The following is a 13,438-nucleotide window of genomic DNA, read 5'->3' as shown; positions in this document are numbered from 1 at the left end:
TACGGGCATGTCAGCTCCCGTCAGCACCGTCAACGACGCCGTCCTGGCCGCCCTGGCCACCGTCAACGACCCGGAGATCCGCCGGCCGATCACCGAACTCGGCATGGTGCGTTCCGCCGAGGTCGGCGAGGACGGCGTGGTCCTGGTCGAGTTGCTGCTGACCGTGGCCGGTTGCCCGCTGAAGGACAAGCTGCGTTCGGACATCACCGCGGCCGTGAGCGCGGTGAGCGGGGTCAGCGGCGTCGAGATCGAGTTCGGCGTGATGAGTGCCGAGCAGCGCCAGGGGCTTCAGGCGAAGCTACGCGGTGGCGGCGCGACCGAGGAGCCGGTGATCCCGTTCGCCCAGCCCGGCTCCCGCACCCGGGTGTACGCGGTGGCCAGCGGCAAGGGTGGCGTCGGCAAGTCCAGCGTGACGGTCAACCTGGCCGCCGCGCTGGCCGCCCGGGGCCTGTCCGTCGGCGTGGTGGACGCGGACATCTACGGGCACTCCGTGCCGCGGATGCTCGGTGCGGACGGCCGGCCCACCCGGGTCGAAGACATGATCATGCCGCCGCAGGCGCACGGGGTGAAGGTCATCTCGATCGGCATGTTCACCGCGGGCAACGCCGCCGTGGTCTGGCGTGGTCCGATGCTGCACCGCGCGTTGCAGCAGTTCCTCGCCGATGTCTACTGGGGCGACCTCGACGTGCTTCTGCTCGACCTGCCCCCGGGCACCGGCGACGTGGCGATCTCCCTGGCCCAATTGCTGCCGAACGCCGAGATCCTGGTGGTCACCACCCCTCAGGCCGCCGCCGCGGAGGTCGCCGAGCGGGCCGGTGCGATCGCCCTGCAAACCCACCAGCGAGTGGTCGGGGTGATCGAGAACATGTCCTGGCTGGAGCTGCCCGACGGCTCCCGGATGGAGATCTTCGGCGCCGGTGGCGGTCAGACGGTGGCGGATTCGCTCACCCAGACCATCGGCGCGCAGGTGCCACTACTGGGCCAGGTGCCGCTGGACACCCGGGTCCGGGAGGCGGGCGACGAGGGCAACCCGATCGTGCTCGCCGAGCCGGACTCCCCGGCGGCGAAGGCGCTCGGCGAGGTGGCCGACCGGCTCGCGCTGCGCCGCGAGTCCCTGCTCGGCAAGCCGCTGGGCCTCAAGCCGGCCGGGCGCTGACACCGACGGCCCGCGCCGGGCCCTCCGCGAGGTGTGGCGTTGGCCTCGGCGCGGCCGACGCCGTTGCCGGCGGCCCGTTCCATGAGACTCACCCGAGCGCGCCGGGACGCGGGCGCTGGTCGGTCAGCGCGGGCGCTGGTCGGTCAGAGCCCGGCGCGGTCGTTCTCATCGGGCAACCGGTGAATGTCAGGTGACGTCGTCGTAACCGACCGCGCGGGGGGCCGGGGCGGGGCTGGCGGTGCTCGTCGTAGTCGGGCCGGACCGGCGCGGGTCGGCTGCGTTCGCGACATCCTTGAGCTCGTCGTGCACGCCCGTGACGTCCGCTCGCAGGCCGTCGTAGACGCCCTGAATCGGCTTCCGGATCGCCTGCTCGTCCTCCTCGCTGAGCAGATGCTTGCGGATGAACGCCTTGGGGTGCAGGTCCTCCAACTGGATGTCGGTGCCCAGCTCCTTGCTCAGGTCGGTGGTGGCGCTGCGGGCCATGTTGCGGAGGTTGCGCACCATCCGCAGCCCGTCACTGATCACCACCGGCAGCCGGTCGCCGAAGATCAACAGCGCCAGCAACAGCAGCGCGCCGACCTCCCACACGTTCAGGTTCTCGAACATCCTCGGCCCCCTTCCCCCGGCTACCGCAGCCAGAGTACGCACGTCGGTGCCGCTGCCAGAAGGGGGTGAGAGGTCACTTCGCGTCCGCGGCGAGGGTGACCGAGGCGTTCTGCCGGGTCGAACCCCGGCGGTACTCGACCGTCACCACCGACCCGGGTGCGTACTTGCGGACCAGGGCGATGAGGTCGGTCGGCTCGGTCATCGGCCGGCCGTTGAGCTTCAGGATCACGTCACCGGCGCGCAGTCCGGCACCGGCAGCCGGTCCGGACGGCTCGACCGTCGCGAGCCGTACGCCGGCGCCGTTGGTGCCCGAGCCGGGCCCGCCGACCTGGGCGCCGATCACCGTACGGCGGGCCTTTCCAGTGCCGATGATGTCCTGGGTGATCCGTTTCGCCTGATTGATCGGGATGGCGAAGGCGAGACCGATGTTGCCGGCCTCCTGCCCCTCGGCGACCAGGGACTTGATCGTGGAGTTGACGCCGATGACCCGCCCCGCCGCATCCACCAGCGGGCCGCCCGAGTTGCCGTGGTTGACCGCGGCGTCAGTCTGGATCGCGGCGTAGTAGCGCGTCGGGCCGCCCGGCTCCCCGGCATGCATCGTCCGGTCCAGGGCGCTGACGATGCCTGCGGTGACCGTGTTCGCCAGCGACAGCGGCGAACCCATCGCCAGCACCGGGTCACCGACGGCCAGGGTGTCGGAGTCGCCGAACTCGACCGGACGCAGCCCGGCGCGGGAGACCTTGATCACTGCGATGTCGGACTCCGCATCCTGCCCGACCACGGTCGCGGAGGCCGAGCTGCCGTCGTTGAAGACGACCGATGCCTTCCCGGTACCGCCGGCCACCACGTGATCGTTCGTGATCACGTGGCCGTCAGCACTGACGATGAAGCCCGAGCCCTCGCTGGTGCCGCCGAGGCCGGCGACCCGGACGGTGACCACGCTGGGCAGTACGCGCTCGGCGACCCCGGCCAGCGACTCCGGTGGACGCTGGGCGAGCGTGGGCGCCGCACCGGGGACCGCCCCCAGCACCGCACCGCCCGCACCACCACGAATCGCGAACGCATAGCCGAGCGCGCCACCGAGCGCGCCGGCCAACAGGGCCGTCACCAGCGGAATGAGCAGAAGCTGCTGGAGCCTCGGCCGGCCGGCCGCATCGGGATCGGTGACCGGTTCCGGCTCGCTGCCGGCCTCCGGGGCCGCGGGCAGCACCACCGCCGCCGGAGCGTGCGGATCCCGCCACGGATCGGCGAGCGCGTCGGACCACCACGGCGACGCGGCACGGCCGCCGTCCTGCGGTGTCCCCGGCCCACCGGCCGGCGGATGTCCGGCCGCCGGCTGCCCGGCCGGTGCTCCGCCCACGCCGGGCTGGCGCCAGTCCCAGCCGTCGGTCACTCGGTGCCTCCCACTCCCGTCCCCGGCATCCACGCGTCCGCGGTCCGGCGCGGGCCACGGGACACCGCTTCCAGGATTGCACGGATGCGCTGCGCGGGGTCAGCGGTTGTCACCGCGGGTGGATGCCCCGCTGCGCTCAGGACGGGCCGCCTTTAGAGTCACAGTGCCCAACCGCCCTGCGCATCACGCTCGTCGCCCGGAGGTGCCCCATCGCCACGGTCGCCGGTTCCGGCAGTTCGACGAACCCGGCCCTGCAGTTCGCCGAGTCGTACGTCACCGAGGACCTCGTCCTACGGACCGCGCGCAGCCTCGCCCGCGAGGTCGGTCTGGACGCGGTCACCGCGGGCGCGGGTGCCGCGTTGCGCCTGCTCGCCGCCGCCGGCAACGCCCGCGCGGTGGTCGAGATCGGCACCGGCACCGGCGTCAGCGGCGTCTGGCTGCTGCGCGGCATGCGGGCCGACGGGGTGCTCACCACCATCGACGTCGAGGTGGAACATCAGCGGATCGCCCGACGCATCTTCGCCGAGGCCGGCTTCGTCTCCGGCCGGACCCGGATCATCACCGGCCGGGCGCTGGACGTCCTGCCTCGACTCGCCGACGGTGCGTACGACCTGGTCTTCGTCGACGCCGAGGTGACCGCCTTCAACGCCTGCGTGGACGCCGCGCTGCGGCTGCTGCGGCCGGGCGGAGTGCTGGTGCTCAACGGTGCGCTGGCCGACGGTCGGATCGGCGACCCGGCCGCCCGCGACCAGGAGACCGTCACCGTCCGCGAGACGGTGAAGGCCATCCGCGAGTCGGAGCACTGGATTCCGGCGCTGCTGCCGGTCGGCCACGGGCTGCTGGCCGCGGTGCGCTGCTGAACCGACGCGACCGGCCGGCTGGCGGGTCGGCAGCCGTACCCAGCGGCCGACAGCGGGACCAGCCGGCCCGCCGTGGGCACGGTCAGTCCAGCGCCGCCAACCAGCGCAGCAGCCCGCGTACGCCCCAGCCGGTCGCACCCCTGGTCAACTCCGCGTCGGCGCGTTCGCTCCAGGAGGGTGCGGACATATCGATGTGCAACCAACGGTCGCACAGGTCGCCGGTGAACTCCCGCAGGTAGAGGGCGGCCAGCACGGAACTGGCGCCCTGTGTCGGCGCGCTGTGCAGGTCGGCCAGGTCGCTGCCGAGGTGCTCGACGTAGTCGTTGGGCAGCGGCATCCGCCAGGCCGACTCGCCGGCCGCGCTGATCGCCGCCAGCAGTTCCTCGGCGAGCTGGTCGTTGTCGCTGTAGAGGGCGCCGGTACGGGTACCCAACGCCACCGCGTTCGCACCGGTCAGGGTGGCCAGGTCGACAAGCAGGTCGGGCTTGAGTTCCTGCACGGCGTACGCCAGGGCGTCGGCGAGGACCAGCCGGCCCTCGGCGTCGGAGTTCGTCGTCTCGCTGGTCAAGCCTCCGTAGTGCCGGATGACGTCGCCGGGCCGGAACGCGGCCCCACTGACCATGTTCTCGGCCAGCGGGGCAAGTGTGGTCACCCGGACCGGCAGGCCCAGCGTGGCGGCACCGATGGTGGCCGCCACGACGGCGGCGGCACCGGCCATGTCCTTGCGCATCAACTTCATCGCCGGCACGGGCTTGATGGAGATGCCGCCGGTGTCGAAGGTGATGCCCTTGCCGACCAGGACCACGTGGGTGCGGGCGTCCGCGGGGTGCCAGTCCAGCTCGACCAGGCGTGGGCCGCTGGCCGATCCGCCACCGACGGCGAGGAGGCCGCCGAAGCCCTCGGCGGCCAGCTGCTCCGGCTCGCGTACCCGCAGCGTGAGCCCGGGCAGGTCGGCGACGGCCTCGGTGACCTGCTCGGCGAACCACTGCGGGTTCTTCACCGAGGAGGGCATGTTGGTGAGGTCCCGGGCCAGTCGGGTCATCCGGGCGGTGGTCCGCGCCACGGTGACGGCCTGCTCGTACGCCTCGGGGTCGGTGACCACCAGGTCGACGTCGGTAAGCGTGGGAGCGTCGGTGTCCGCACCCAGCCGGAACCGGTACGACCCCAGCAGCATCCCCTCGACCAGCCCGCGCACCGCCTCGGGGGCCACCCCGGCCGGCAGAGCGAGTGTGACATGAGTCTCATCTTTTGCCGCACGGGCCAGTGCCGCCCCGCCCGCCCGCCAGGCCGCCTCGTCCCCCGTACCGATACCGAGCAGCACCAGCCGGCGGGGAGTACCTCCGGGTCGCAGCTGCGTGTGCACGTCACCGGCCCGGCCGCGGAACCGCGCCACCGGGATCAGCACGGCCACCTCGTCGGCGACCCCGTCGGGTGGGGCCACTCCGGTCGGCATCTGCTCGGCCGGCGCGTCGTCGGCGGCACCGGGCCGCACGGGCAGGACCAGGGTGTCGAGCCGCTCCGGCTCGGCGGTCAGACGGATGGCGAGCACGCGGAGCCGTACCTCCTGAAGACGGACGCGCGGCGGACCGACCCGCGCGAAGGTGTGACGGCCCTGAGCCACCGGTGGGACCGGTGGCTCAGAGCCAGGAATCAGACGAACTGTCCGCGGCGGCGAGCGTCGCCGACGCACCGGCCTCACTCAGCCGGCGGCCGCCTTCAGCGCGTCACCGAGAGCAGTCGCCTCGTCGGGAGTCATCTCGACGACGAGCCGGCCACCGCCCTCCAGCGGGACCCGCATGACGATGCCCCGGCCCTCCTTGGTGACTTCCAGCGGACCGTCGCCCGTCCGCGGCTTCATCGCCGCCATGTTGTCTCCCCTCAGACCTACACCAGGGTCGGTGGGTTGCCCCACAGCCACTTCGCCATGACCACCCGCAACTTGCACGTGGGTGTCGACCGACGATTTTCCCTGATGAACACCGCCGGACCCAAACCGAAGCAGCATTGATGTAACAGCATCTAGCTTATCCTTAGATGGCCTGTCACAATGTGCGGTCATGCAGGCACGGTCGGCACTCTTCGACCTGTACGGCGACCACCTCCGGCCGCGGGGTGGTCGCGCACCCGTTGCCGCGCTGGTCAAGCTGCTGGCGCCGCTCGGGATCGCGCCCCCTGCCGTACGGACGGCGGTCTCCCGAATGGTGCGCCAGGGCTGGCTCGAACCGACCAGACTGGCTTCCGGCCCCGGATATTCGATCACACCGAAGGCGGCCCGCCGACTGGACGAGGCCGCCTCCCGGATCTACCGCACCGGTCGGGTCACCTGGGACGGGCGTTTCGACCTGTTGGTGCTGGACGCGCCGAGCGCACGCCGGGACCGCCAGCGACTCGCCGCCAACCTGCGGTACCTCGGCTACGGCACCCTGGACGAACAGACCTGGGTGGCCACCCGTCCGGCAGAGGACGTCGACCTGCTGCTCAGTGAGGCGGGCGTACGCTTCGAGCGGTTCAGCGCCGCGCACGCCGCCGGCACGCCGGGCGCGATGGGCCTGGTCCGCCGGGCCTGGAATCTGGCCGAGATCGGCCGGGCGTACGAGGAGTTCGTCGCCGAGCAGCGGACGCTGCTGACCGGCGTCACGGCCCGCAGCGGCGACGAGGAGGCGTACGCGGCCCGATTCCGGCTGGTGCACGCATGGCGTACGTTCCTGTTCCGGGATCCGCAGCTGCCCCCGGCACTGCTGCCCGAACGCTGGCCCGGCATCGCCGCGGCCAGCTTCTTCGACCGCCACGCGGCCCGGCTCCGGCCGTCCGCCGACCGGTACGTCGAGCAGTGTCTCGACGGTGGACACCGGACAGTCCGACAGAAGGGCCGCCAGACGTGACCGAGCCGCTGCTCGTCGACCGCACCGACGCCGTCGTCACCCTCACCCTGAACCGCCCGACGGCGATGAACTCGCTCGACGTGGCGCTCAAGGAGGCGCTGCGGGACACCCTCGCCGAGTTGGAGTCCGACCGTGGCTGCCGGGCGGTGGTGCTGGCCGGGGCGGGCGGATCGTTCTGCGCCGGCCAGGATCTGCGTGAGCACGTCAACACCCTCCAGGCGGGAGACGGCAACCCGCTGGACACCGTCCGGGCGCACTACAACCCGATCGCCGCCCGGCTGGCCAACCTGCCGAAGCCGGTGGTGGCCGCCGTCCGGGGCATGGCCGCCGGAGCGGGTGCCTCCCTGGCCTTCCTGGCCGACATCCGCATCGGTGGCCCGTCCACCAGCTTCCTGATGGCGTTCGCAAAGGTCGGGCTGGCCGCCGACACCGGCGCCTCGTGGACGCTGCCCCGACTCGTCGGCCATGCCAAGGCCGTCGAGCTGCTGATGCTGGCCGAGCCGGTACGCGCCGAGGATGCCTGCCGGCTGGGGCTGCTGAACCGGATGACGGACGACGACGAGCAGGTGCTGCCCACCGCGCAGGAACTGGCCGCCCGGCTCGCCGCCGGACCGACCGTGGCCTACGGGGCGATCAAACGTCAGCTCTCCGTCGCCGACGCCGGCACCCTGGCCGACGCGCTGGCCGCCGAGGCACAGGCACAGGCCATCTGCGGCGCGACCACGGACCACCGGACCGCCACCATGGCCTTCGTCGGCAAGCAGAAGCCGGTCTTCGAGGGCCGTTGAGTCGCCGCCGGCCTGCCGGCGGGCGGCGTTGAGTCGCACCGCCGGCCGGTCGAGTCGTCGCCGGCCCACTGACCCGCGGCCCCGGGTCCGGGTCGGTCAGTCGTCCTCTTCCGGGTCCTGGTTCGCCTCCGCGCCGAGCACGAACGCCTGCATGGCCAGTTCGTCACCGGAGGGTGAGACGAAGGCGGGCAGTTCCCGGGGGCCGAGCTCCTGCACGTACGCCCAGAACAGCCGGACCGCCTCCGCCGGCGAGTCGGCTTCGATCGGCAGATCCAGGCTGACCAGCCAGGTGCGGCGCTGCGGTGCCGGACCCAGCCGGTCGACCAGCTCGCGGAACGTCGCCGCGTCGAGCGCCGTGACCGGCCCGCCGAGCACCAGTGCGTCGGCCGGCACCGGCTCGTCGAAGGCCCGCCGGGTGTACGCGATCACCAGTGTGTCCGGTGCCCGGTCGGACTGCGGGTCGTCCGGGTCCTCCGGACGTCGGGCCGCCGCGCCGGCGACCCGGCCCACCGCAACCAGCCGCGGCGGCTCGTCGGCCAGCACCGCGACCTGGTCGCCGCAGCGGGGCAGGCCGGTGCCGCCCAGCCCGGTCAACTCAAGCGTCTCGTGGTGGACGAGCCGTTCGGCGTCGTACCGTCCGGCGGGCAGGAGCACGGCCCAGGTGCCCGTGCCGTCCGCCTGGCTCGCCCCGTTCACCCGGTGTGCGGTGTCGGTCGTCATGCCCTCATCCCATCACGCCGGTCGCGGACGTCACGACGTGGCAGCCGGTCAGATGGTCGTCGACCATCCCGGTGGCCTGCATCAGCGCGTACGCCGTGGTCGGGCCGACGAACCGGAAGCCCCGTTTCTTGAGCGCCTTGGCCATGGCCGTGGAGGCGTCGGTCAGCGCGGGCACGGCGGCAGCGGAGCCCGGTCGGGCCCGACCGGGTGGCGGGGCGAAGGACCAGAGCAGCGCGGACAGCCCTTCCGGAAGCTCCTGTGCGGCGCGGGCGTTCGCGATCGCAGCTTCGATCTTGGCGCGGTTACGGACGATGCCGACGTCGGCGAGCAGTCTGGCCACGTCGGCCTCGCCGTATTCGGCCACCGTGTCGATGCGGAACCCGGCGAAGGCCGCCCGGAAGGCGGGCCGCTTGCGCAGGATGGTCAGCCAGGACAGACCCGACTGGAACGCCTCCAGCGTCATCCGCTCGTAGAGGGCGTCGTCACCGTGCAGCGGGCGGCCCCACTCGGTGTCGTGGTAGACCGCGTAGTCGGGCGTGCTGGCACCCCACCCGCACCGGGCCAGCCCGTCGGCACCGATCACCAGTTCAGTCACGGCGTCAAGGCTAGTTTCCGCCTCCGACAGACCCGGTGCCGCCTCGCGGAGTACCGCGGTCAGGGCAGGCGGCCCTGCTCGACCTGACGGGCGAAACGTCGCAGCGCCTGGGTGAGGCTGAACTTGGAGCCGGGCCAGAGCACCGGCCAGGCCACCCGCCCGGCCGGCCCGCCCGGCAGGTGGAACCACTCGTGCCAGACCACCTGAGTGCGCCCGCTCTCCAGCGGGGTGCACCGCAGCACCCCGGGGCCGCGCAGCAGCGTGCCGCAGTGCACCACGCCGATCTCGTACGGCGCGTCCACCCGGACCACCCGCATCTCGTCCCGCAGCACCGCCGGGCCGAGCGAGGTGACCGCCTCGACCAGGCTTCCCTCACCACCGTCGCCCTCCACCACCCGGACGGTGGTGAACGGGATCCACTCGGACTGCCGTTCCCAGGCCAGCAGGGCGGCGAAGACCTTCTCGGCCGGCGCGTCGACGATCACCGTGGCGGTGACCTCACCGGCACCCGGTTGGGCCGCCTCTCGAAGATCGTCAGCGCCGTCCGAGCCGCTCACGCCGACTCCGACCGGACCACCGAACCGTGCGGCGCGGATCCCGGCGCCCCGCTGTCAGCCGGCTTGCCACCGGAGTCGGCAGCGGCGGAGGGGGCGGCGTCGGCCGACACCGGCTGCTCACCGGCCGCCCGGCCATCGCCGTCGGCCGGCTCCGTCGGCGCTCCCGCCGCAGCCTGCGGTGCCGCCGTTGACGCCGGGCCGATCTGCGGACCCGAGCCCGGCCGGTCACCGGTCTCGGCCACCGCCGGAGCCACCGAAAGCTCGATCGTCGATCCTTCAGCCGCTGGAAGGTCCGGGAGCGAGGGCCCCGCCTCGGTCGACTCGGCCGCCTGCTCGCGGGCCTGCCGGAGCGCGTCGGCGTCGTCGATCCGTCCGTCCCGCAACGCCGTCACCTCCGCCTCCAGCACCCCGATCAGCTCGGCCTTGTACCCGATGTCGTACGCCGCCCGGCGCATCGCCTGATCAACCTGGGTCATCCGGTACCCACGAAACGCCGTGTCGAAGCGCACCTCGCCGACGTCCGACTCACGCAGCGGACGGTCGCCGGGCAGCGGTATCGCCCGTCCGTCCGCCTCGACCGGGGCCAGGCCGGGATCCCGACCACTGACCAGCACCGTCACGCCGAACACGACCGCCGCGACGGTGACCGCCACGACCAGCAGGAGCAGAAGCTGACCCATGCACTGATCGTGGCACGCCGAGGGGAACGGGGCGACCCCACCCGGCGCGGCGTACCGCGAACCGGCAACCGGATAGCGTCAGTGTGGCGGCGGCGTGATCGTCGGTGGCGGGTGGCGATGTGGGAGGTGGCGTGGCCGGGGTGCTGCGGCTCGGGGCTCGGCGGTTCGGTGCCGAAGACCTGGTGGTGATGGCGATCGTCAACCGCACTCCGGACTCGTTCTTCGACCGGGGCTCGACCTTCCAGGCCGACAGCGCGCTGCGGGCGGTGGAGAAGGCGGTGGACGAGGGCGCGGACATCGTCGACATCGGCGGGGTGAAGGCCGGGCCGGGTACCGAGGTGGATGTCGCCGAGGAGATCCGTCGGACGGTGGGCACCATCGCCGCCGTACGGGCCGCGTTCCCGGAGGTCGTCATCTCGATCGACACCTGGCGGGCCGAGGTCGCGGTGGAGGCCGTGGGGGCCGGCGCGGACCTGCTCAACGACACCTGGTCGGGGGCGGACCCGGCGCTGGCCCGGGTGGCGGCGCAGACCGGGGTCGGGCTGGTCTGCTCACATGCGGGTGGACTCAGCCCACGCACCAGGCCGCACCGCGCGGCCTTCGACGACGTGGTGGCGGACGTGGTCGCGACGGTGACCGGGCTCGCCGAACGCGCGGTCTCCCTGGGCGTACGCCCCGACGGAATACTCATCGACCCGGCGCACGACTTCGGCAAGAACACCCGCCACTCCCTGGAGATCACCCGGCGGTTGGGCGAGCTGGCCGCGACCGGTTGGCCGGTGCTGGTGGCCCTGTCGAACAAGGACTTCGTCGGCGAGACGCTGGACCTGCCGGTCACCGAGCGGTTGGAGGGGACGCTCGCCGCGACGGCGGTCTCCGCGTGGCTGGGCGCCCGGGTCTTCCGCGCCCATCAGGTCCGGCCCACCCGCCGGGTGCTGGACATGGTCGCGGCCGTCCGGGGCGATCGGCCACCCACACTCAGCCGCCGCGGCCTCGCCTGAGCCGTCCAGCCGTCGGTCAGGTCCAGCGGAGGATGTTGCGCCGCCATGCGTAGAGCAGGCCGAGCGCGAGGACACCCACGAAGATCGCCATCTCCACCACGGTGACCATTCCGAACCCGGGCCGGTCGAAGACCACCGCCCAGGGGAAGAGGAACACCGCCTCGACGGCGAACAGCACGTAGAGGTACGCGTAGACGTAGTAGCGGATCTGCATCTGTGCCCAGTCGCCGCCCACCGGGTCGAGGCCGCACTCGTAGCTGGCGCGTTTGCCGGGCGGATCGGCCGGGCGGGCGGGGCGCAGCACCCGGTTGGCGGTGAACGCGACGACGAGGAAGAGCACGCCAGCGAGCAGCAACAGCCCGAGCGTCGCGTACGAGCCCAGGTAACCGGTCACGGTCGGTCAGCCTACCGTCCGTCGGCAGACCATGGCCGCGTCGCGAACTTCTTTTCAAGTGGGACTAGTGTCCCAGGGCAACTTCTGACCACCATGGGAGCACCACCAGCACCGGAGGATCAATGGGACGGCTGCCCGGACGACGCGCCCGGCGTCGTACGCTCGCGTCCGCCTGCGCCCTCGGCCTGCTGCTGGGTGCCGGAGCCGGCGCGGCGCCAGGTGCGGTGGCGGCCGTGGCGTTGCCGAGCCGGGCAACCGAGCCGGGGCCGTACAGTCCACCGGCCGAGCCGACCGACGAGCCCGAGCCGACGTCGCCGCCACCGACGGTCGAGCCGCCGGTCGAGACGAGCACGCCCGCCGCGCCGTCGACGACGCCCACACCGGGTGCCACCACCGGCGGACCGGTCCCGAGCAGCGCTCCCCCGGCCGCGACCGTGGCACCGCCCCGGCCCACATACTCCCCGCCGACCCGGCCGCCCGCGCCCACCGTCGCCCCGCCCGTATCGGCCGGCGTGACGGTCACCACGGGCGACGTCACCCTGCCTTCGGGTTACTGGAATGCGGCCAGCACGGTGGCCACCCTGAACGTGACAGTCACCAACACCAGCAGCGCGAGCGCCGGTGTCCGCCTCGCCTACACCCTGCCGGCCGGGCTCTCCGACGGCGGCACGGACGGCTGCGCCACCGCCGGGAACCGGGAGTACCGCTGTGGGCAGTGGACCACGGCACCCGGCGCGCAGTTCAGCACCCGGCTGCGGATCCGGGTCGACGGCGATGCCTGGCGCAACATGCCGCTGGCCGGCTCGGTACGGGTGACGGCCACCGGCGCGGCCGGCACCGCGAGTGACGACGAGGGCTTCGCCGTGCTGTTCCCGCCCGGTCCACCCGCGCCCGGGATCACCATGTCGGCCGGTGAGGTCACCTTCGACGCCGACGGCGCCAGCGAAGGATTTCTCATCCGGCTCGGCAACACCGGTCGGGCCGACGCCAGCGGTCGGGTCGACGTGCTGCTGCCCGCCGGGGTCACGGTGGCGACGCCACCCGCCGGCTGTGTCGCGGCGGCGGCGACCCGTACCCGCTGCGAGCTCGGCACCGTGCGGTCGGGGCGTACCGAGGAAGTCAGGTTGTCGGTGACGGCGACGCCGCAGGCGCTGCGCAGCGTACCGCTGTCCGGAGCGGTGATCGGCCGGCTCGACCCGCGCCACGGTGCCGACCGGCGGATGCAGCTCAGCTTCCGGATCACCGCGGCGTCACCCGAGCAGCTCGCGGTGGTGCCGCCGCCCGTAACGGCGAGTCTGCGGCCGGCCGGGGCGGCACCGGGTGACACCGAGGAATCGACGTCGAGGCAACGCACGGCGATGCTGCTGATCACGGTGTCGGCGCTGCTGATGCTCCTCGCCGTCGGACTGGTCGCGGCGCGGTTGCGGCGCCGGGCCAGCGCCTCCGGGACCGGCGGCGGGGAGACCACCGCTGCGGCGCTCCGGACCGAGGCGAACGACCCGCTCGCCGGCGCGCCGAAATCGGACAGCGGGATCTGGTTCCGAGCCCGGCGACCGGCCCGGGCGCAGGACCGTCCTGGCTGGGACGTGCGGTGATATGGATTACGGCGGCCCCGGCGAAACACCGCAAGTGACCACATAAACCCTCAGATTTCGATCCCAGTCGGCGGACCTCCGGGCAGGGCGCGCCCTCGATCCGACGTAGGCTCTCGGTGAGGAAGGACAGGCGGGCCGGACGGTTACGGACGGCCGGCGCAGCGGCGCGTCAAGGAGGTCTCGTGGCCGGGCAAGGCGAGGTCACCATCCA

General features: G+C 72.9%; 15 protein-coding genes. 6 read left to right on the top strand and 9 right to left on the bottom strand.

From position 1 onward, the window contains the following. The first annotated feature begins 7 nt into the window (after positions 1-7). Positions 8-1,156 (top strand): P-loop NTPase, encoded by a 1,149-nt coding sequence (locus O7601_RS09930; RefSeq protein ID WP_281565893.1) that lies wholly within the window; start codon positions 8-10, stop codon positions 1,154-1,156. Between the two features lie 186 nt (positions 1,157-1,342). On the opposite strand, the gene O7601_RS09925 is transcribed toward O7601_RS09930, so the two are convergent. Then, on the bottom strand, positions 1,343-1,762 hold the full coding sequence (locus tag O7601_RS09925; protein WP_281565892.1) for a preprotein translocase subunit TatB: 420 nt from the start codon (positions 1,760-1,762) through the stop codon (positions 1,343-1,345). Positions 1,763-1,835: 73 nt separating this feature from the next. Beyond that, positions 1,836-3,155 carry a trypsin-like peptidase domain-containing protein gene (locus O7601_RS09920; protein WP_281565891.1) on the bottom strand — a complete coding sequence of 440 codons (1,320 nt, stop codon included), beginning with the start codon at positions 3,153-3,155 and terminating at the stop codon, positions 1,836-1,838. A gap of 251 nt (positions 3,156-3,406) precedes the next feature. On the opposite strand from O7601_RS09920, the gene O7601_RS09915 reads away from it, so the two are divergent. Continuing rightward, a complete protein-coding gene (locus tag O7601_RS09915) occupies positions 3,407-4,015 on the top strand; it encodes an O-methyltransferase (protein WP_281566860.1) in 609 nt (202 codons plus the stop codon). A gap of 82 nt (positions 4,016-4,097) precedes the next feature. Here O7601_RS09915 and O7601_RS09910 read toward each other — a convergent pair whose 3' ends face one another. After that, on the bottom strand, positions 4,098-5,564 hold the full coding sequence (locus O7601_RS09910; RefSeq protein ID WP_281565890.1) for a leucyl aminopeptidase family protein: 1,467 nt from the start codon (positions 5,562-5,564) through the stop codon (positions 4,098-4,100). A gap of 150 nt (positions 5,565-5,714) precedes the next feature. Continuing rightward, on the bottom strand, positions 5,715-5,882 hold the full coding sequence (locus tag O7601_RS09905; protein ID WP_013283866.1) for a DUF3117 domain-containing protein: 168 nt from the start codon (positions 5,880-5,882) through the stop codon (positions 5,715-5,717). A 190-nt stretch (positions 5,883-6,072) separates the two neighbouring features. Between O7601_RS09905 and O7601_RS09900 the strand changes: the two genes are divergently transcribed. Together O7601_RS09900 and O7601_RS09895 are read left to right on the top strand one after the other, a co-directional pair. After that, positions 6,073-6,897 carry a PaaX family transcriptional regulator C-terminal domain-containing protein gene (locus tag O7601_RS09900; RefSeq protein ID WP_281565889.1) on the top strand — a complete coding sequence of 275 codons (825 nt, stop codon included), beginning with the start codon at positions 6,073-6,075 and terminating at the stop codon, positions 6,895-6,897. Then, on the top strand, positions 6,894-7,685 hold the full coding sequence (locus O7601_RS09895; RefSeq protein WP_281565888.1) for an enoyl-CoA hydratase-related protein: 792 nt from the start codon (positions 6,894-6,896) through the stop codon (positions 7,683-7,685). Before O7601_RS09900 ends, O7601_RS09895 begins: the two co-directional genes overlap by 4 nt. A gap of 96 nt (positions 7,686-7,781) precedes the next feature. On the opposite strand, the gene O7601_RS09890 is transcribed toward O7601_RS09895, so the two are convergent. From O7601_RS09890 to O7601_RS09875, 4 genes are read right to left on the bottom strand one after another with little or no spacing between them, the layout of a single operon-like run. Next, on the bottom strand, positions 7,782-8,405 hold the full coding sequence (locus O7601_RS09890; protein ID WP_281565887.1) for a hypothetical protein: 624 nt from the start codon (positions 8,403-8,405) through the stop codon (positions 7,782-7,784). Between the two features lie 4 nt (positions 8,406-8,409). After that, positions 8,410-9,000: a DNA-3-methyladenine glycosylase I gene (locus O7601_RS09885; RefSeq protein WP_281565886.1), complete on the bottom strand. Its 591-nt coding sequence runs from the start codon at positions 8,998-9,000 to the stop codon at positions 8,410-8,412. 59 nt (positions 9,001-9,059) lie between these two features. Next, positions 9,060-9,557, bottom strand: coding sequence for an SRPBCC family protein (locus tag O7601_RS09880; RefSeq protein ID WP_281565885.1), 498 nt, complete (start codon positions 9,555-9,557; stop codon positions 9,060-9,062). Next, entirely contained in the window at positions 9,554-10,237 is a 684-nt protein-coding gene (locus O7601_RS09875) for a DivIVA domain-containing protein (protein ID WP_281565884.1), read from the bottom strand. The genes O7601_RS09880 and O7601_RS09875 overlap by 4 nt, the downstream gene beginning before the upstream one ends. A 131-nt stretch (positions 10,238-10,368) precedes the next feature. Between O7601_RS09875 and folP the strand changes: the two genes are divergently transcribed. Next, entirely contained in the window at positions 10,369-11,238 is an 870-nt protein-coding gene (folP, locus tag O7601_RS09870; RefSeq protein WP_281565883.1) for a dihydropteroate synthase, read from the top strand. Positions 11,239-11,254: 16 nt separating this feature from the next. On the opposite strand, the gene O7601_RS09865 is transcribed toward folP, so the two are convergent. Then, positions 11,255-11,632 carry an NADH-quinone oxidoreductase subunit A gene (locus O7601_RS09865; protein ID WP_093408387.1) on the bottom strand — a complete coding sequence of 126 codons (378 nt, stop codon included), beginning with the start codon at positions 11,630-11,632 and terminating at the stop codon, positions 11,255-11,257. A 122-nt stretch (positions 11,633-11,754) separates the two neighbouring features. Between O7601_RS09865 and O7601_RS09860 the strand changes: the two genes are divergently transcribed. After that, on the top strand, positions 11,755-13,227 hold the full coding sequence (locus O7601_RS09860; protein ID WP_281565882.1) for a hypothetical protein: 1,473 nt from the start codon (positions 11,755-11,757) through the stop codon (positions 13,225-13,227). Positions 13,228-13,438: the final 211 nt, after the last annotated feature.

The organism is Verrucosispora sp. WMMD573 (assembly GCF_027497175.1).
Classification (GTDB): domain Bacteria; phylum Actinomycetota; class Actinomycetes; order Mycobacteriales; family Micromonosporaceae; genus Micromonospora.
Note: the sequence above shows the minus strand (reverse complement) of the source record. Positions and strands in the feature narration are given on the sequence as shown.